This is a genomic window from Cryptosporangium minutisporangium, from assembly GCF_039536245.1.
Lineage (GTDB): Bacteria > Actinomycetota > Actinomycetes > Mycobacteriales > Cryptosporangiaceae > Cryptosporangium > Cryptosporangium minutisporangium.
In genome coordinates, this window is record NZ_BAAAYN010000004.1 from 112,426 (window position 1) to 130,240 (window position 17,815).

A 17,815-nucleotide genomic window follows, 5' to 3' on the forward strand; every position below is an offset into this window, starting at 1 on the left:
GCGTGATCGGCGAAACTTCCCGACTACCCGCCCGGACGCAAGACCACACGCCAGAGACAGTACAATTTTCCCGATTAGGGCTATTTGCACCCGACGGATCGCCGCCGGGTGGATCGCGGTTCATAGTGGCCCTGCACGTGCGCCCGGAAGCCAGGGAGACCCCGGAAGCCAGGGAGACGTAGTGGTCGTGCACCAGCACCGCATCGTCCTGCGCGCGCCGCTGGCTTCCGACGTCTTCGCCCCCTTCGCGTCCGGCGACGGATCGTTGGACGTCTCCCAGGTCGTCGACGAGGAGACGCACTATGCCCTCTTCTTGCTCGTCGGCACGCTGGACGAGAGCACCGCGCCGCAACTGCTGGAGCACCTGGTCGCCGCCGCCCGGCTCCCCGCCATCGACTTGGTCATCGTCGACCTGCTCCGGGTCGCGTACCTGGGCGTCGCCGGAGCCGGCTGCTTGGAGGCCGGGTGGCGCGCGGCCGGGCGGTCCGGCGCCACCCTCGTGGTCTGCCGTCCCACGCGCTTTGTCCGCCGGGTACTGGAAGCGAGCGGGCTCTCCGGACTGATCGAGCACGACGCCGACCCGATGGACGCCGACCCCACGGGCGCCGACCGGCCGGACCTTCCCAGCCCGGCGTCCGGGTGGCGGTGGGAGTAGGCCGAGCCGGGCATGCGGTGCCCCGTCAGGCGAGGCCGAAGCGGGCGAGCGGCTCGACCAGCTCCCGCTCCTCGTACGACAGGTGCGAGAGCAGCGTGTCCGAGAGCAGGTCGACCGCTGCCCGCACCTCGTCGATGCCCTTCTCGTCGGTGACCAGGCCGACCAGCGCCCGGTCCACTCGCTCGAGCACGTCGTGGATCACCAGATGTTCCTCGGCCAGCCGATCGACGACCGGCACCAGCCCGGCGTCGGCCCGCCGCAGCCGCGGGAAGAGCGCCTGGTCCTCCAGGGTGTGGTGGGTGGTGACGACCCGGCAGTACGACTCGCAGTAGGTGCCGAGCGTCCAGTTGTTCTGGCGCAGCGTCATCGCGTTGATCGCCGACCGGGCGGCGCCGGGGTCGGTGAGGCTGTCCGCCACCTGCTCGACGAGGTCCCGGACCGTCTCCAACTCGGCGCGCAGCTGATCGTGGACGTCGATCAGGTGCTGTCCGGACGCCCGCTCCGAGGCCGTGTAGGTCCGGTTCCGGTCGGGCACCGGCCCGGCCGGCCGGGTGGTTTCGTCCCAGAGCCGGACGTCGGAGCGCCGCACGCCGTCGTCCGGGGTCGGCGTGATGCCCAGCCCCGCCGGCACTGAGCCCGTACGCGGCGCGGCCCGGTCCGCAGCCGAGCCGGGGCCCTGCGACCGGGCGGCCTCGCGTCCGGCGGCATCGGAGCCGGTAGGAGCCCACCCCGCCTCGACGGACGGGCGGTCGGGCTGCGGCGGGGTGGCCGCACGGCGGGCGCGCTCGGCGTCGACCAACTCGTTCACGGCGGGGACCACCTCGGCGGCGAACCGGCGCACCACGTCCGGGTCGTCACCCATCACGACGTAGCCGCTCATCCCCTGGTCGAGCGTGAGCTCGGCGAGTTGCTCCGCCCACATCCCGGCGGGGCCGGTGAGGAAGCCCGTCCCGCGGGGAGCGAAGCGACCGCCGATGTTGTAGAGCCGGCGGATGTCCCGCGGATCCCGCCCGGCCTCCTCGGCCGCCGCGTCGATCGCGGCGTTCATCCCCGGCAGCTGGTCCGGGCCGGCGTACGGGCTGCTGGGAAGCCACCCGTCGGCGAGCCGGCCGGTGAGCGCGAGCATGCGCTTCTTGTACGCACCGAGCCAGATACCGACGTGGTGGGCGGGTGCGGGACCGGCGTGCGCACCCTGCACCCCGTAGTACTCCCCCGCGATCCGCACCGACCCACTCGGCGCCCAGAGCGCACGGATCACGCCGATCGCCTCGGCCAGCGCGTCGACGGCCTGCGCGGGGGTCAAGCGGCGGCCGCCGAGCGCGGCGATGCCGTCCCAGAACGCCCCGGAGCCGAGGCCCAGCTCCACCCGGCCGCCGGTGAGCAGGTCGAGCGACGCGACGCTCTTCGCCAACACCGCAGGCGGCCGCAGCGGCAGGTTCACGACGTTCGGCGTCACGCGCAGCCTGGTCGTGCGGGCGGCGATGACCGAGAGCAGCGTCCACGTGTCGAGGAACCGGGCCTGGTACGGATGGTCCTGGATGCTCGCGAGATCCAGGCCGACTTGCTCGGTGAGCTGGGCCAGCTCCACCACCCGATCGGGCGCCTCCGCGCTCGGCGTCAGGAACGTCCCGAACACCAGGTCGTGTCCGTAGTCGGCCATCTTGTCGCTCCGCTCACTCAGTCTGTGACAAATAGTCTGCCACACAGAAGAACTGAGTGACAGAAGATCAGCTCTCGCGCTGACCGAACGCCATCGCGTCGCGGACCGCCTCCGGCGAGAGCGGCGCACCCGGCAGCGGATGGGCCGCCGTGCCGCGCAGCCCGTCGAGCACGATCGCGAGGTGCCGACGCCAGGCGTCCGGCGCGACCTCTCGCAGCCCGTCGGTCGCCCGAACGGCCGCCCACACCAGCAGACCGATGTCGGAGGTGTCGACGTCCGGCCGGAGCGCCCCGACGGCGCGCGCACGGTCGAGGAGCGCGACGAAGAGCTCGTGCCCCCGGCGTTTCGCCTGCTCGGTCGCGGAGTCCGGCGGCAACGTCCGGACACAGATGTCGGTGAACCCGCGATGCCGGGCCTGCAACCCGCCGATCGCCGTCAGGTGGTCGACGAGGCCCTGCCACGGATCGGGGGCGGTGAGCGCCTGCGCCGCCGAGGCGACCGAGGCCTCGACCGTGTCGATCAGGGCCGCATCGACGAGCTCCGCCCGGGTCGGGAATCGGTTGTAGAGCGTTCCGATGCTCACCCCCGCCGCGCGGGCCACGTCCTCTAGCGGTGCATCCAGCCCTCGAGCGGCGAAGACGCCCTTCGCCGCCGCCACCAACGCCTCGCGATTGCGCTGGGCGTCCCGGCGGAGCGGCCGGCTCGGTGCACTCATCCACTCAGCCTACCAAGTTGAGGAGGTCCTCAACTTGAGCTAACTTGAGGATAACCTCAAGTTTGGAGGGCTACGAATGCCCACGCTCGCTGTTTTCGGCGCCGGACCGGCCTTCGGCCTGTCGGTCGCCCACCGGTTCGGCCGCGAGGGATACGGGGTGACGCTCGTCGGCCGGAATCCCGGCACGCTCGCGTCGCTGACCGAGTCGCTCCGCGCGGCGGACGTGCCGGTCGAGACCGCCGTCGCCGATCTGACCGACCGCGACCGGCTCCGTGAGGTCGTGCAGACGATCGGCACACCGGACGTCACGGTCTACAGCCCGGGCGACGTGAGCCGGCTCCCCGTCGCCGCCCTCGACCTGAGCGCAGAGGAGCTGGAGACCTGGCTCCCGCTGCACCTGCTGTCACCGGTCGCCCTGACCCGGGCGCTCCTGCCGGGGCTGCTCGCCCGCGGGTCGGGCAGCCTGATCGTGGCGCTCGGCTCGGCGGTGCGGGTCACCGATCCGCTGCTCGCGAGCGTGGCGACGGCGCAGGCCGGACTGCTGAAGTACCTGCACGGCGTGGCGACGAGCGCCGGGCCCCGGGGGGTCGACGTCCACGGGTTACTGATCGGCTCGCTGATCGAGCGCAGCGCGGCCGCCGCACTGGTCGATCAGGGGCACTTCGCCGAGCAACTGGCCGAGGCGCCGCCGCGCGTCAGCCCGGACACGCTCGCCGACCGGGCGTTCTCGCTGGTCGGACAGGTCGACACGGTGGAGGTCGGCCCGCTCTGACCCGCCCGCCGCAGCGCGAGGCCCGGGCAGGTGGTTGTCGAATCGTCGACCCCAGGAGGTCGACGATCCGACAACCACCGTGGCGTCCCCGTCGCGGCCGGTGCTACGCGGGGCGGGCCCAGGAGCGGCGTAACGCGGCGGCGAACTCGCGCGCTCGCTCGTCCGGGAAGAACAGCTTGCCGCCGAGGATCTCGACGACCCGGGACGCGCCCGGAATCGTGTCCCGCAACCAATACGCCCACTTGCGACGGAAGAAGATGTCCGCGGTACCCCAGACGATCAGCGTGGGCACGGTCAGCCGGGACAACTCCGGCTCGATCTGAAGCAGGTCGCGGGCGCGCAGCGCGGTGAGGAACCGCTGGAACTGGCGGGCGGCGTCCGGGGTGCCGATCAGCGGCTCCAGGTTCGCCCGCACGATCTCCTCGGGCATCGCGTCGACGTCCTGGTAGCCGGTGCCGTACACCACCTTCCGCGCTCGCTCGACGTCGCGCAGCAAGCGCGGCCCCGTCCGCGAGAGCATGCCGGCTCGGGCCAGCAGCACGGTCGGCAGGAACGCGGTCGGCGGGACGTTGTCGTGCGCCTCGCAGTTGGTCAGCGTCAGCGACGACAGGCGATGCGGGTGCCTGGCCGCGAATATCTGGGCCACCGCACCCCCGGTGTCGTGTGCGACGAGATCGACCTGAGCGAGACGGAGCGCGTCGCAGCAGTCGGCGACGAACTCAGCGAGTGCGGGCAAGGTGAAGTCCTGATTCGCAGCGGCCGGCGTCCGGCCGTGCGAAGGCAGGTCGACCGCGATACACCGCCGGTCTCCGTCGAGCTCGGCGAACACGTTCCGCCAGAGATAACTGCTGGTGCCGACGCCGTGCAGGAACAGAATCGGCGTGCCGGAGCCGCCGGTGTCGACATAGCTCACCGGCCCGCTGCGGGTGAGTAACTCAGCCCGGTACCGGTCGAAGTGGTGCTGCTGCGTGAAGAAGGTCTCCGTCATAGCCGCGCCCCTCAACTCTGAGTAGTTACGGTAGAGACAGAGTGCTTTGGTACCCCACATCGAGAGTCGGCACCAGCGGAAGACCTCAGGCGGCCGTGAAGAAAGATGAACTGGCCAGCGGGCCCGACCACTCCGAGAAGTGGACGATCTGGTTGACTCCGGACGCGATATGGCGCGGCGGCACGTCGCGGGTGACGAACGCCCCCGCACAGACGTACGCCCGCTCGCCGATCAGCACCGGCCCCACCACCTGGGACTGAGCACCTACGAAAGCTGCCTCGCCGATCACCGCGGACGGCTCGGCCGAGTCCGGCGCGTCCCAGGGCCGGTCCGGATCGAGGTGGGAGTGCAGCAGGGTGCCGAAGACCCGCGCTCGCGCCCCCACGATGCTGCGCTCACCGATGTTGCCGCCGATGATCGCGCCGTCGCCGATCTGCGCCCGCGCCCCGACGAACGCCCGATGGGTGATCAACACGCCGGTGCCCAGCCACGCTCCGATCTCGACCCGGCAGTACGCGTCGACGATCGTCTCCGCACCGACCACCACCCCCTCCTCGACCAGCGCGAAATGACCCACGCTCGCCCGGGCGCCGATCACGGTCGCCGATCCGGCCCCCTCCCACTCGCCTTCCTGCAGTGCACGTGGTGCGGCGCCGACCACCGCGGTCGGTGCGATGCTCGCGGTCGGATCGACGAGAACGCCACTGAGCCCGGACTCCATGCGGTGCCTCCGACTTCAGGTCGCGCCTTCTGCCGAGGCGTCCTCCACACGGTACGAACCGTCGGCGTTCTCTCGCAGTCGGAGCCACAAGTCCTGACGGTCACGCGGGGCAGAGCAGCACCGACCGCCGCGGGTGGAACGGACTGTCCACCCGGGACGGAACCGACCCCTCACGTTCCGGCCACGGCACGTCCAGACCGAAGTTGCGCAGCCAGTCGGTCGTCGCGGTGGCGAGCCGCGCCGCGGCCGGCACGAGGACGAGATGCCGGCTCAGATGCCTCGGGTCCAGTGCGTCCGGCGCGGCGACGACGTGCAGCGAGACCCGACGCCCGGGGTTCGCCGCGTGAACCCGGCTCAGCGCTGCGAGGAGCGGACCCGTCTCGACCGAGCCGAGCGATCCGCCGAGGGAGAGGACGACGATCGGGGCACTGTCCCCGAAGAACCAGGGGTCGGTGCGGACGACCGGCGGCAGGCCGATCGCGGCGGCGCGGAGCCGGAGCAGCTCCTCGAGCAGGAACGCTTGACTCGCGGACTCCGCCGCCCGGAACAGCCGGGAGTACTCCACCAAGTGCTCGGCGGAGGGCACCACCGGGTGGAGCTGGTCCTCGTACGCCGTGACCGTGGCCGCCGTGCTGCGCAGCAGAGACGCCATTTCGGCGGGGGTCAGCGCGGCGTCCGTACCGTCGAACCGGAGCTGACGCAGTCGTCGCGCCAGCGTTCGCGCCGGTTTCGGCATGCCGACTCCGCCTCCTCCCGTGTCATCCGCCCAGCAGCGCCATGGAGCGTGATCGGCGTTCCGGCTCCGGTTCGCGCCGGTTCTTGAGAAGCTCGGCGACCGTGCGCGGCGTGCGTGGCTGCCGGACAGGTCCGGGCTCGGCGCGGTCACTGGTCAACCACGTCAGGCGGTGGTTTCCGGCGCCCGCCAGGTACTCGAGCGCGTCCGCCGGGGTGAATTTGCGCAGTCGGGCGAAGTCGTCTTCCCAGACGTCCAGATCGGACTGCCAGACCGCGATGTAGCGGATGCAGTCGTCCGGCGAGATCTTCGCCAGCTCCTGTCTCGCTGCCTCGATCGCCGCGAGCACGTGCACGTCGGTGGCTCGCTCCGCGATCATCGCGAGGAACGTTCGACGGCGGGCGAGCACCCGCTTCCAGAAGCTGCGGCCGAGCCGGCCCGGCGCGGTGGGGTCGTACGCGAGCTGGGCCATCAGCCCTTCGGCGATGACGTCGCCGAACTCCTCGCTGCGTGCCCTGTCGATTTCCTTGTACGGATCGAACGCCAGCTGGCGCGCGTACCCGGTCGTCGCGACCGATCGGCGCCGCACGTCGTCGAGGAGGAAGAGCCAGTCCTCGTTGTAGATCTGCGGGAAGAACGGCACGAACTGTCCCAGGTAGACGCCGAGCGCCGAGCCGGAGACGAACACGTCCTGCCCGACACCGCCGACCGAACGGTAGGCGTGGCAGACCACCGAGTTGTCCGGGAAGCTCTCGACCCGCAGTCCGACGACGGGATAACGCTCGGCGGCGCGCGGTCCGAGGTGACCCGCCATCTCGCGGACCTGCTCCGGCCGGACGTCGTAGATGTCGTCGTCCAGGAACAGGATGCGACGCCACCCGAGCATCTTGGCGAGCAGCAGGCCGAGGTTCCGCTTCACCGAGAGATCGCTGCGGCGGTGCACGACCTTGGGGTGGTGCGTACTGGCGAACGTGAGGAGCTGGTGCTCGTAGCCGTCCGGGAGGTCGACGGCGATCCAGCGCAGACCGGGGCGATGGGACGCCTGCTCGGCAACCGCCCCACTGGTCGCGGAGCGGCTGCAGAGCACGACGAGAGTGCAGCCGAGATCATCCGCCAGCGCCACCGCCGACGTCAGGTGATCCACCGATCGTGTCGCCGGAACGACGATGGCGTCCATGTCCCCCGGCGCGGCCTTACGGGCCGGGCGGACCAAGAGATCGGCGTGCGATTCGCGGTGGACGTGCTCGCCAGTGGCGAAGCTGACTACCGCCCCGCGACCCACGGGGCACCTTTCGCGCCAGTCCTGGACATCGTCACTCCGGCCATTCGTAGAGGCGGTTCTTGTCGATCCGCAGGTCGGGTGTCGCCACGATGCCGTCGTTGACGTTGACCCGGAACAGCACACCGAAATTCGCGAGGTCACTGAAACGGGACCGGAGATACTCCTCGTTCTCCACCCGAAGCGCCGCGTGGGTGAGCACTCGGACGGAGGCGAAAACGCCGGCGCTCCAGACCCCGTTGCAAATGGTGACCGTCCGGCCCCGGTTGTCCGGATTGGTCGCGCGCACCAGCAGTCCGACGTCCTCGACGAGTTCGTCGCCGTCCGCGGTCATCACTGGCTCGAACAGCCGTCGTTCCCCGCCCTCGCGACTCATGAAGACATCCGACTCGCCCTCCGGGCCGAGCATCTGGAACACCGGCAGGCCGAGCCGTGCCGCGAGGCGGCCCACCTTGTTGTTCCACGCGACACCGCCGAGCAGCACGAGATGCTGGCTGGAATCTTCGGTGCGCATATTCGCGGCGGTACGGAAGCTGACTTGCGACGTCGGGTTCTGCGCCCGGATGTGCCCGTACAGCTCGATCAGCGCGTCGACGTCCGCGTACGAATACAGCTCCCCGTACGTGAAGCTGCGCGGGTGCGCCGAGGCCGGCCGCTCCTCCTCCGGCAGTTCACCGCAGAGCAGGACGATCGGGTGCCCGTCGGGAAAGTGCCAGAACGACTCGGGCTGATCGCTGCCCGGCTCGGAGTCCGGGGTCTGCCCGAGCGCGACCTGGCGCAGCTCCAGCAGTTCTTCGCGCAGCGCTTCGTACCGCCGGTGCTCCTCCGCCGTCAGATCGTCGTCGTCGAGCAGCCGTCCGACGCCGGCTTCGTACGACCGCCGGCTGGCGAAAAAGCGCGCATAGGAATCCAGACGCTCCACTGGAGCGGCTTTCGGATCAGTCGGGCTTTCGTACGCCGAAATCGTCGAAATACCGACCCCGAGCACCGACGCGAGAACGTCCTGCGTAAGCCGGCGTTCGGGCCACTCATGACGTCGAAGCGCCCGCAAGCGGCGAGCCAACGCGGCGGCTGCCGGCGCGCGTACCGGTTGCATCAGCGCCTCCCGACGCCCGAGCTGGACCAATTCAGAGTGGAATTACACCATGCGAAGTGACGCAGTACTAGATGTACGTGAATCCTAGACCTGTTGACCGAATTTAACGCAAGCCTTACCTTGGCTTACAGAATTTCACTGAAGGTTCGGCCGTTCATCGAAATCTCAAGGAGGTTCGAAGAGTAGCACCGCAGCTCCACCCGTCGTTCGCGATGTCGCGGGCGCACCGGCAGGGTCGGACCTCTTCATTACGCAGAGCCCCCTCGTCACGGTGCCGACGCTGAGAGATCCGCCGGTGCCGCCCTTCGGAAGGCGGCCAGCAATGAGCCCGTTCAGTCTGGGATTCACCGATCTACTCGCCCGTTTCCTCACCCCGGCCGGCCGGCACCGTGCCCGCTTACTCCGCGAGGCGGAGGCAGCCGCGTACATCGCCTCTCGACGGCTGGAAATGACCCAAACCCTCGCCGATATCGGCGAACACTGCCTCAGTTCCGCCGCTTGGACCCACCGCGCGCTGGCCCATCAGCGTCCGCACCTGGACGCGCCATCTCGGGCGATCATGGCGTCACTCGGCCGCGCGCTGAGCTCGGAGATCGACCGTTTCACCAGATCAGGGCACGGGTGCTGAGATGGACATCGTGCTCGCGATTGTGATCAGCGCGTCTGTGGGGGGCGTTTCCGCGTACCGCTTGTTCCGGCTCGGCTTGACGCTAGGGGTGCGTCAGGCGCAGCAGGAGCTCGCAGCGGTGCAGGCGGCAGTGGAGACGGCGCACCGCATGCGCGAGTTGGAGGCCGCGGCCAGCATCGAGCTGGCCCGACGACTGCCTCCGCCGACCGGCCCCTGACTGCCGGTCACCGAACCGCTATTGGCCGGCAGTAGAAACTTCAGCGAAGTTTCTAGGTCGGGTTCGGACGGACGTTCGGGGCCGACCATCGGAACCGGAGGCATCTCCGCCGCTGCAGCGGGTACCCCACGAGGGTCCGTACGTCGCCATCGTGGTCGAGGAGGATCCGTGCCAACTGCCAGAGAGATCATGACGCCGGACGTGACGTGCGTCGGAGAGAACGAGACGCTCGCAGCCGCCGCGAAGAAGATGGCCGATCTGGACGTCGGGTCGCTGCCCATCTGCGGGGAGGACAACCGGCTCAAGGGCATGCTGACCGACCGCGACGTCGTCGTGAAGGCGGTCGCAGCCGGACGGGACCCGGCGGACTGCCAGGCCAGTGAGTTCGCGCAGGGCAAGCCCGTGACGATCGGTGCGGACGACGACGCGGCCGAGATCCTGCGAACGATGAGCAGCCACAAGGTGCGCCGTCTGCCCGTGATCGACGGGCACGACCTGGTCGGGATGGTCGCGCTGGCCGACGTCGCCCGCGCATTGCCGGACAGCCGGGTCGGCGACCTCATGGACGCGCTCACCACGCCGTGATCCGAGCACTGCGGCCGGGGCGCGCGCCCCGGCCGCAGTCGTGTGCGGCGACGCGCATCCGGTAGCCTGTCATCCGAACGACGACATGTGTACTGTCATCGGAAGGATGACGATGGTCGACGAGGGCGTGGTCGCGAACCAGAACGGCGGCTCATCCCCGGCACAGCAGACGCTGCGGAACCACTTCGCCGGGAGCGAGCTCCCCCGGTCGACCGCCGCCGACCTGGTCCGTCTGGTGCACGGCGTGCTGCCCGCACCTCGGCCCGGCGATTCGGACGTTACCCCCGCGACACCCGACGCGGAGACGATCCTGTCCGCTCTCCGGATGCTCCGAGAACTCCGGGAAGAGCTGGCCGGGTGGGAGCCCCGCCTGATCGACGCCGCTCGCACCCTCGGCGTCAGCTGGAACGACCTCGCGCCGGCGCTCGGCGTCGCCAGCAGGCAAGCCGCCGAGCGGCGGTACCTGCGGTTGCGGCCGGCCCGCGCCGACGAGGCCGGGTCCACACGCGACGAACGAGTCCGCAACGAGCGTGACCGCCGTGCCGAGGACCGCGCGGTCGTCGAGTGGGCACGTCGGCACGCCGGGGCGCTGCGGCGCATCGCCGCCCGGGTCGCCGACCTGCACGACCAGCCGGAGTTGGACGAGTCGGCCCGGGAGAGCGTCGACCAGGTCCACCGGACGCTCGGCGGCGACGACACCGCCGAGCTGCTGTCCCCGCTTCGCGATGCTCGCGACGCGCTCGGCCCGAGTCATCCCGCGCTGGCCCAGTCGATCTCCGACGTCCTCGACCGCACCGACGCCCTCCGCGACCACACTCGCCAGCGAAGAGCAGACACCCGAGGGTGACCCCCTGTTGCGACTCCCGGCATCGGTCCCGGCAACGCAACAGACGAGTGTCCGACGTTCGAGCCGATCACCACGCCGGGAGAAATCGTTCGCGACTACGGGGTCATCATTCGGAGTCACAACCCCTTCCTCCCGCCGAGCGCGAGCAGTAAGCGGCGGATCGTCATCATCTACGGCTGTTATGGATTCGGCACCGTCGCCGCGGTGCGGTATGCCCAACTACCCGAATTCATCGAACTCGTCGCAACAACCGACGTGGACGTCGAGTGCGTGGTCGAGTGCGACGTCGTCAGACGCACGGCCCAGGCACCCCGCCAGGTCTACTTCAAGACCTATCCAGGAGGCACTCTCGCCCGCCGGCTGCCGCCCCCTCCCAGCACGGACGCTGATCCAGCCGCCGCCTGAGCATTCCGGCGCCCTCCAGCGCCCGCCGGGAGCGCGCGCTCTGATCGGGCGCCGCGGAGCCCGCAGGCAAAGGATGCGGGCTCCGAGGTGTTTGGGACGCGCAACCAGTGGCATTCTGGCTCCCGTGGGCGTGCGTACGTGGATCGAGAGCTGGCCGGTCTACCGGCAGCTGACCGGAACCGACCCGTTGGGTCGTGGGCACGCCGCCCAATCCGAGCGCTCCGCGACGCTGACGCCGCGCACCGAGCACGCCGATCGGGTCGCCCACTCGGTGTGCCCGTACTGCGCGGTCGGCTGCGCCCAGAAGGTCTACGTCACCGACGACCAGGTCGTGCAGATCGAGGGCAACCCGGACTCGCCGCACAGCCGGGGGCGGCTCTGCCCGAAGGGCTCGGCCAGCAAGCAGCTGGTCACCGGCCCGCACCGCGAGCAGAAGGTGCTCTACCGCGCGCCGTACGCGACCGAGTGGACCGAGCTCGACCTCGAGCAGGCCATGGACATGGTCACCGACCGGTTCCTCGAAGCCCGGCAGCGCGGCTGGCAGGATACCGACGAGAACGGCAACGTCGTCCGGCGGACGCTCGGCATCGCCAGCCTCGGCGGCGCCACGCTGGACAACGAAGAGAACTACCTCATCAAGAAGTTGTTCACCGCGGCCGGCGCGATCCAGATCGAGAACCAGGCCCGCATTTGACACTCCGCCACGGTCCCCGGTCTGGGGACCTCGTTCGGGCGCGGCGGCGCGACCAACACGCAGCAGGACCTGGCTAACGCCGACTGCATCGTCATCATGGGCTCGAACATGGCCGAGGCCCACCCGGTGGGCTTCCAGTGGGTGATCGAGGCCAAGAAGCGCGGGGCGCGGATCATCCACGTCGACCCGCGGTTCACCCGGACGAGCGCGCTGGCGCACCAGTACGTCTCGCTGCGGGCCGGTAGCGACGTCGTGTTCCTGGGCGGCGTCGTCAATTACATCCTCAGCAACAACAAGGACTTCCGGGAGTACGTCACCGCGTACACCAACGCGTCGTTCCTGGTGAGCGAGGACTATCAGGACACCGAGGACCTCGACGGGCTGTTCAGCGGCTACGACCCGGAGACGGCCAGCTACGACCAGACGTCGTGGCAGTACCAGGGCGCGGAGCAGGACGCCGCGGCCGAGGGACAAGACAGCGCCGAGGCCAAGGAGCAGGCCACCGGGTTGCAGCACGAGTCCGGCGGTCCGCCGCTGCACGGGCCGACGCATCCGCCGTCCGACCCGACGCTGCAGGACCCCCACTGCGTCTTCCAGGTCCTCAAGCGGCACTTCGCCCGGTACACACCGGAGCTGGTCGAGGAGGTCTGCGGCGTCCCGCGCGCAGCGTTCGAAGAGGTCTGCGAGGCGTGGACGTCCAACTCCGGACGCGAGCGCACCACGGCGGTGGTCTACGCCGTCGGCTGGACCCAGCACACGCTCGGCGTCCAGTTCATCCGGACGTCGGCCATCATCCAGCTGCTGCTGGGGAACATGGGCCGTCCCGGCGGCGGGATCATGGCGATGCGGGGCCACGCCAGCATCCAGGGCTCCACCGACATCCCGACGCTGTTCAACCTGCTGCCGGGCTACCTGCCGATGCCCAGCGCGGCCACGCACCGGGACCTGCGGAGTTACGTCGACAGCATCGTCGGCGACAAGCAGAAGGGCTTCTGGGCCAACGCCGACGCTTACACGGTCTCGCTGCTCAAGGAGTACTGGGGCGAGAGCGCGACCGCGGAGAACGACTTCCACTACGACTACCTGCCCCGGCTCACCGGCGACCACGGCACCTACCGCACGGTGATGGACATGGTCGACGGGAAGGTCCACGGCTACTTCCTGCTCGGCCAGAACCCGGCGGTCGGCTCGGCGCACGGAAAGCTCCAGCGCCTGGGCATGGCGAACCTGGACTGGGTTGTCGTGCGCGACCTGGCGATGATCGAGAGCGCCACGTTCTGGAGGGACTCGCCGGAGGTGGAGACCGGCGAGATCGTCCCGGAGGAGTGCCGGACCGAGGTGTTCTTCTTCCCGGCCGCGGCGCACACCGAGAAGGAAGGCACGTTCACCCAGACCCAGCGGATGCTGCAGTGGCGGGAGAAAGCCACCGAGCCCAAGGGCGACCAGCGGTCGGAGCTCTGGTTCTTCTACCACCTGGGTCGCCGGATCAAGGCCCGGCTGGCCGGCTCCGACGATCCCCGGGACGCGCCGATCCGCGACCTGAACTGGAACTACGAGGTCCACGGTGACGAGCCCGACGCCGAGTCGGTGCTCAAGGCGATCAACGGTTACGACCTGACGACCGGCACGCTGCTCAACGGCTACCTCGACCTGAAGGCCGACGGCTCGACGGCGTCCGGATGCTGGATCTACTCCGGCGTCTACGCCGACGGGGTGAACCAGGCGGCCCGCCGCAAGCCCCGCGATGAGCAGGACGAGACCGCCGCCGAGTGGGGCTGGGCCTGGCCGTACAACCGGCGCATCCTCTACAACCGCGCGTCGGCCGACCCGCAGGGCCGCCCGTGGAGCGAGCGGAAGAAGTACGTCTGGTGGGACGAGCAGAAGGGTGAGTGGACCGGAAAGGACATCCCGGACTTCGAGAAGACGAAGCCGCCGTCCTACCGGGCGCCGGAGGGCGCGACCGGCGTGGCCGCGATCCAGGGCGACGATCCGTTCATCATGCAGGCCGACGGGAAGGGCTGGCTGTTCGCGCCGAGCGGGCTGCAGGACGGGCCGCTGCCCACCCACTACGAGCCGCACGAGTCGCCGTTCGGCAACGCGCTCTACCGCCAGGCGGGCAACCCGACCCGGAAGGTGTACGGACGGCCGGACAATCCGTCCGACCCGTCGCCGCCCGAGGAGCACTCCGAGGTCTTCCCGTTCGTGCTCACCACCTCACGGCTCACCGAGCACCACACCGCCGGCGGGATGAGCCGCTGGCTGCCGTACCTCTCCGAGCTGCAACCGGCGTTGACCGTGGAGGTCTCCCCCGAGCTGGCCGCCGAACGAGGCCTGGAACACCTGGGCTGGGCACACGTGGTCACCTCCCGCACCGCGATCGAGGCGCGTGTCCTGGTCACCGACCGGATGACACCGCTGCGGGTGCTCAACCGCACCGTGCACCAGGTCTGGCTGCCCTACCACTGGGGCAGCACGGGGCTGGTCACCGGCGACGTCACCAACGACCTGTTCGGCGTCGCGCTCGATCCGAACGTGCTGATCCAGGAGACCAAGGTCGCCACCTGCGACGTCCGGCCGGGGCGTCGGCCGCGCGGGCCCGAGCTGCTGCAGTACGTGCAGGACTATCGGGAACGGGCCGGGATCACGACCGAGACGGGGACGCGCGTGCACACCGGCGGGCAGCCGTACCTGGAGAACGCCGAGGACCCGGCCGAGTCGCTGGTTCCGCCGGACGACACCGCCGCGGCGCCGCGGGAGGGTATCGACCTACCCGAAGCATCCCGTGGCCAGGGCACGACCGAGGGAGGTGGCCAGTGAACATCGGTCCGAACAGCTTCTTCGGCCCGCTGGAGAGCCCGGCCGCCGACGCCGGTTACCCGGACCCGCCGGCCCGTAAAGGCTTCTTCACCGACACCTCGGTCTGCATCGGCTGCAAGGCCTGCGAGGTGGCGTGCAAGGAGTGGAACGGCGTCCCCGACGACGGGTTCAACCTGCTGGGACTGTCGTTCGACAACACCGGCAACCTCGGCGCCGACTCGTGGCGGCACGTGGCGTTCATCGAACAGACCGCGGCACCCGAGGCGACCACCGTCGACCTGGGGATGCCGAGCACGGAGCTGCCCGGTGCGGCCACCGGCGCCGAGACCCGGCAGGACTTCCGCTGGCTGATGGCCTCGGACGTCTGCAAGCATTGCACCCACGCCGGCTGTCTGGACGTCTGCCCGACCGGTGCGCTGTTCCGCACCGAGTTCGGCACGGTCGTCGTCCAGCAGGACATCTGCAACGGCTGCGGCTACTGCGTCTCGGCCTGCCCGTACGGCGTGATCGACCGTCGCGAGAGTGACGGTCGGGCGTGGAAGTGCACGCTCTGCTACGACCGGCTGCGCGACGGGATGGAGCCGGCCTGCGCCAAGGCCTGCCCGACCGACTCGATCCAATTCGGTGACCTGGACGAGCTGCGCGCCCGCGCCGCCGAGCGGGTGGAGAAACTGCACGCGGACGGCGTCGGCGAAGCGCGGTTGTACGGCGAGAACCCCGACGACGGGGTCGGCGGCGATGGCGCGTTCTTCCTGCTCCTCGACGAACCGGAGGTGTACGGCTTGCCGCCGGACCCGCACGTGCCGACCCGGGACGCCGGGCGGATGTGGAAGGCGGCCGGTCTCGCCGGGCTGGGCATGCTCGCCGGCGCGGTCGCGGCCTTCGTGGGGCGGAAGCCGTGAGTCCTCGGCAGCGGGGCGACGACGGCGGCCGTGAGCAGCGGATGGTTCCGCGGGCGGAGTTCCGGTCGTACTACGGCCGCCAGATCCTCAAGTCGCCGGTCTGGAAAGACGACATCGCCTACTACTTCTTCCTCGGCGGACTCTCGGCCGGCTCCGCGTTGCTGGCCGCCGGAGGCGATCTCACCGACCGCCCGGCGCTGCGCCGGAGTGGGCGCCTGGGCGGGCTGGTCGCGCTGATCGGCGGCACGTACTACCTGATCGCGGACCTGGGGCGCCCCGAGCGGTTCCACCACATGCTGCGGGTGGCGAAGCCGACATCACCGATGAGCATGGGGACGTGGGTGCTCTCGGCTTACGGTGGTGCGCTGGGCGCCGCTGCGGTGGCGGAGGTCGTGCCCGCGCGGTGGCGGCGTCTCGCGACGCTCACCCGCTCCACGGCCAGGCCCGCGGGGCTGGCGGCCGCGGTGCTCGCCCCGGCGGTCGCCTCCTACACCGCGGTGCTCCTCTCGCACACCGCCGTGCCGTTCTGGAACACCGCGAAGGACGAGCTGCCGTTCGTGTTCGTCGGCAGCGCCGCGGCGAGCGGCGGCGGTCTGGGGATGATCCTCGCTCCCCGCGACCAGGCCGGCCCGGCGCGGCGGATGGCGGTCCTCGGCGCCGTCGCCGAACTCGCCGCGGAACAGCGGATGGAAGGCCGGCTGGGGCTGGTCGGGGGTGTCGTCCACGAGGAGAAGCCGAAGAAGTTCCTCACCGCGGCCAAGGTGCTGACGGCCGGTGGCGCGGTGGGCGCCGCGCTGTTCGCGCGGCGGTCCCGGACCGCGGCCGTCCTCTCCGGTGCCGCCCTGCTCGCGGGCAGCCTCTGCACCCGGCTCGGTGTACTGCACGCGGGTATCGCGTCCACGAAGGACCCGAAGTACGTCGTCGGTCCCCAACGTGAGGAGCTGGCCCAGCAGGAGCAGCTAGCCCAGCGCGAGCGCCTCAGCGCACCCGGACGGTGATCCCTGGCTCGGCGGGCAGTAGCCGGCCGATCACCGGATAGCCGGGGAGCTCCCCGGCGACGAGCAGCCCGCCGGACGTCTGCGCATCGGCGAGCAGCAGCGCCTCGTCCTCGTTGATCGCGGAGGCGTCCAGGTGCGGGCGCACCCAGTCGAGGTTGCGCCGGGTACCGCCGCTGACGTAGCCCGCGGCCAGCGCCTCGCGGGCGCCCTCCAGGTAGGGCACGGCGGCGGCCTCGACCTCGGCGGTGACCCCGCTCGCCCGGGCCAGCTTGTGCAGGTGACCCAGCAGCCCGAATCCGGTGACGTCGGTCGCGCACACCGCGCCGGCCTCCAGCGCGGCCGTCGAAGCCTTGTCGTTGAGCGTCGTCATCGCGTCGATGGCCTGCGGAAACACCTCGCCGGTCTGCTTGTGCCTGGTGTTGAGGACGCCGATGCCCAGCGGCTTCGTGAGCGTCAGCGGGACGCCCGCCCGGCCGGCGTCGTTGCGCAGGATCCGGTCCGGATCGACCAGCCCGGTGACCGCCATCCCGTACTTCGGCTCCGGATCGTCGACGCTGTGCCCACCCGCGACGTGGCACCCGGCCGCGCGGCCGACGTCCAGGCCGCCACGCAGTACCTCGCGGACCAGATCGAACGGGAGCACGTCCCGGGGCCAGCCGAGCAGGTTCACCGCGACGACCGGGCGGCCGCCCATCGCATACACATCGGACAGTGCGTTGGTGGCCGCGATCCGGCCCCAGTCGTACGGGTCGTCGACGACCGGCGTGAAGAAGTCGGCGGTGGCCACCACCGCTCCGGCCGGAGTGCGGACCACCGCGGCGTCGTCGCCGTCGTCGAGGCCCACGAGCAGTTCGTTCTCGGAGAGCGGCACGGCGCCGATCAGGCCCTTGACGGCCTCTTCGAGCTCACCGGGGGGAATCTTGCAGGCACACCCACCGCCGTGTGCGTACTGAGTCAGCCGGTACATGGGGCCAACACTATTGTGGGCAGCGCCCCGTTCAAGGGCAGGGAGGCGTTTGGGTGGCTGGTGCCCCCCGCGGTCTTCAAAACCGTAGTGGCCGAGGATCTCGGTCAGGCGGGTTCGATTCCCGTCCGTCTCCGCC

At 70.4% G+C, this 17,815-nt stretch carries 16 protein-coding genes and 1 tRNA gene; 9 read left to right on the plus strand and 8 right to left on the minus strand.

Features of this window, described 5'->3' with window-relative positions:
- Positions 1–181 precede the first annotated feature (181 nt).
- On the plus strand, positions 182–655 hold the full coding sequence (locus ABEB28_RS03290; protein ID WP_345726436.1) for an STAS domain-containing protein: 474 nt from the start codon (positions 182–184) through the stop codon (positions 653–655).
- A gap of 25 nt (positions 656–680) precedes the next feature.
- Here ABEB28_RS03290 and ABEB28_RS03295 read toward each other — a convergent pair whose 3' ends face one another.
- Both ABEB28_RS03295 and ABEB28_RS03300 read right to left on the minus strand, forming a co-directional pair.
- Positions 681–2,315 carry an LLM class flavin-dependent oxidoreductase gene (locus ABEB28_RS03295; protein ID WP_345726437.1) on the minus strand — a complete coding sequence of 545 codons (1,635 nt, stop codon included), beginning with the start codon at positions 2,313–2,315 and terminating at the stop codon, positions 681–683.
- Between the two features lie 67 nt (positions 2,316–2,382).
- The gene (locus tag ABEB28_RS03300) at positions 2,383–3,030 is read right to left on the minus strand and encodes a TetR/AcrR family transcriptional regulator (RefSeq protein WP_345726438.1); all 648 of its coding nucleotides are present in this window, start codon (positions 3,028–3,030) and stop codon (positions 2,383–2,385) included.
- A gap of 76 nt (positions 3,031–3,106) precedes the next feature.
- Here ABEB28_RS03300 and ABEB28_RS03305 point away from each other — a divergent pair, with 76 nt between their 5' ends.
- A complete protein-coding gene (locus ABEB28_RS03305) occupies positions 3,107–3,802 on the plus strand; it encodes an SDR family NAD(P)-dependent oxidoreductase (protein ID WP_345726439.1) in 696 nt (231 codons plus the stop codon).
- A 103-nt stretch (positions 3,803–3,905) separates the two neighbouring features.
- Here ABEB28_RS03305 and ABEB28_RS03310 read toward each other — a convergent pair whose 3' ends face one another.
- The 5 genes from ABEB28_RS03310 to ABEB28_RS03330 all read right to left on the minus strand — a co-directional run bounded on the left by ABEB28_RS03310 (position 3,906) and on the right by ABEB28_RS03330 (position 8,445).
- Positions 3,906–4,790, minus strand: coding sequence for an alpha/beta fold hydrolase (locus ABEB28_RS03310; RefSeq protein ID WP_345726440.1), 885 nt, complete (start codon positions 4,788–4,790; stop codon positions 3,906–3,908).
- Positions 4,791–4,875: 85 nt separating this feature from the next.
- Complete coding sequence (locus tag ABEB28_RS03315) at positions 4,876–5,511, minus strand: DapH/DapD/GlmU-related protein (protein ID WP_345726441.1); 636 nt, start codon at positions 5,509–5,511, stop codon at positions 4,876–4,878.
- 100 nt (positions 5,512–5,611) lie between these two features.
- A complete protein-coding gene (locus ABEB28_RS03320) occupies positions 5,612–6,247 on the minus strand; it encodes a hypothetical protein (RefSeq protein ID WP_345726442.1) in 636 nt (211 codons plus the stop codon).
- A gap of 22 nt (positions 6,248–6,269) precedes the next feature.
- Entirely contained in the window at positions 6,270–7,526 is a 1,257-nt protein-coding gene (locus ABEB28_RS03325) for a hypothetical protein (RefSeq protein WP_345726443.1), read from the minus strand.
- Between the two features lie 31 nt (positions 7,527–7,557).
- Entirely contained in the window at positions 7,558–8,445 is an 888-nt protein-coding gene (locus ABEB28_RS03330) for an XRE family transcriptional regulator (protein WP_345726444.1), read from the minus strand.
- A gap of 803 nt (positions 8,446–9,248) precedes the next feature.
- Here ABEB28_RS03330 and ABEB28_RS03335 point away from each other — a divergent pair.
- The 6 genes from ABEB28_RS03335 (at position 9,249) to nrfD (ending at position 16,712) form a co-directional block, all read left to right on the plus strand.
- Positions 9,249–9,464, plus strand: coding sequence for a hypothetical protein (locus tag ABEB28_RS03335; RefSeq protein WP_345726445.1), 216 nt, complete (start codon positions 9,249–9,251; stop codon positions 9,462–9,464).
- A 168-nt stretch (positions 9,465–9,632) separates the two neighbouring features.
- Positions 9,633–10,049 (plus strand): CBS domain-containing protein, encoded by a 417-nt coding sequence (locus tag ABEB28_RS03340; protein ID WP_345726446.1) that lies wholly within the window; start codon positions 9,633–9,635, stop codon positions 10,047–10,049.
- A 112-nt stretch (positions 10,050–10,161) separates the two neighbouring features.
- Positions 10,162–10,896, plus strand: a complete 735-nt coding sequence (locus ABEB28_RS03345; protein ID WP_345726447.1) for a hypothetical protein — start codon at positions 10,162–10,164, stop codon at positions 10,894–10,896.
- A 529-nt stretch (positions 10,897–11,425) separates the two neighbouring features.
- Positions 11,426–14,812, plus strand: coding sequence for a formate dehydrogenase (fdh, locus tag ABEB28_RS03350; protein ID WP_376981634.1), 3,387 nt, complete (start codon positions 11,426–11,428; stop codon positions 14,810–14,812).
- 2 nt (positions 14,813–14,814) lie between these two features.
- Positions 14,815–15,714 carry a 4Fe-4S dicluster domain-containing protein gene (locus ABEB28_RS03355; protein WP_345726589.1) on the plus strand — a complete coding sequence of 300 codons (900 nt, stop codon included), beginning with the start codon at positions 14,815–14,817 and terminating at the stop codon, positions 15,712–15,714.
- A gap of 41 nt (positions 15,715–15,755) precedes the next feature.
- Positions 15,756–16,712 (plus strand): NrfD/PsrC family molybdoenzyme membrane anchor subunit, encoded by a 957-nt coding sequence (nrfD, locus tag ABEB28_RS03360; RefSeq protein ID WP_345726590.1) that lies wholly within the window; start codon positions 15,756–15,758, stop codon positions 16,710–16,712.
- Here the strand turns inward: nrfD and selD are convergent.
- Positions 16,693–17,679 carry a selenide, water dikinase SelD gene (selD, locus tag ABEB28_RS03365; RefSeq protein WP_345726448.1) on the minus strand — a complete coding sequence of 329 codons (987 nt, stop codon included), beginning with the start codon at positions 17,677–17,679 and terminating at the stop codon, positions 16,693–16,695. The two genes, nrfD and selD, sit on opposite strands and share 20 nt — an antisense overlap.
- A gap of 41 nt (positions 17,680–17,720) precedes the next feature.
- Here selD and ABEB28_RS03370 point away from each other — a divergent pair.
- A tRNA-Sec gene (locus tag ABEB28_RS03370) sits at positions 17,721–17,813 on the plus strand.
- The last annotated feature ends 2 nt before the right edge of the window (positions 17,814–17,815 follow it).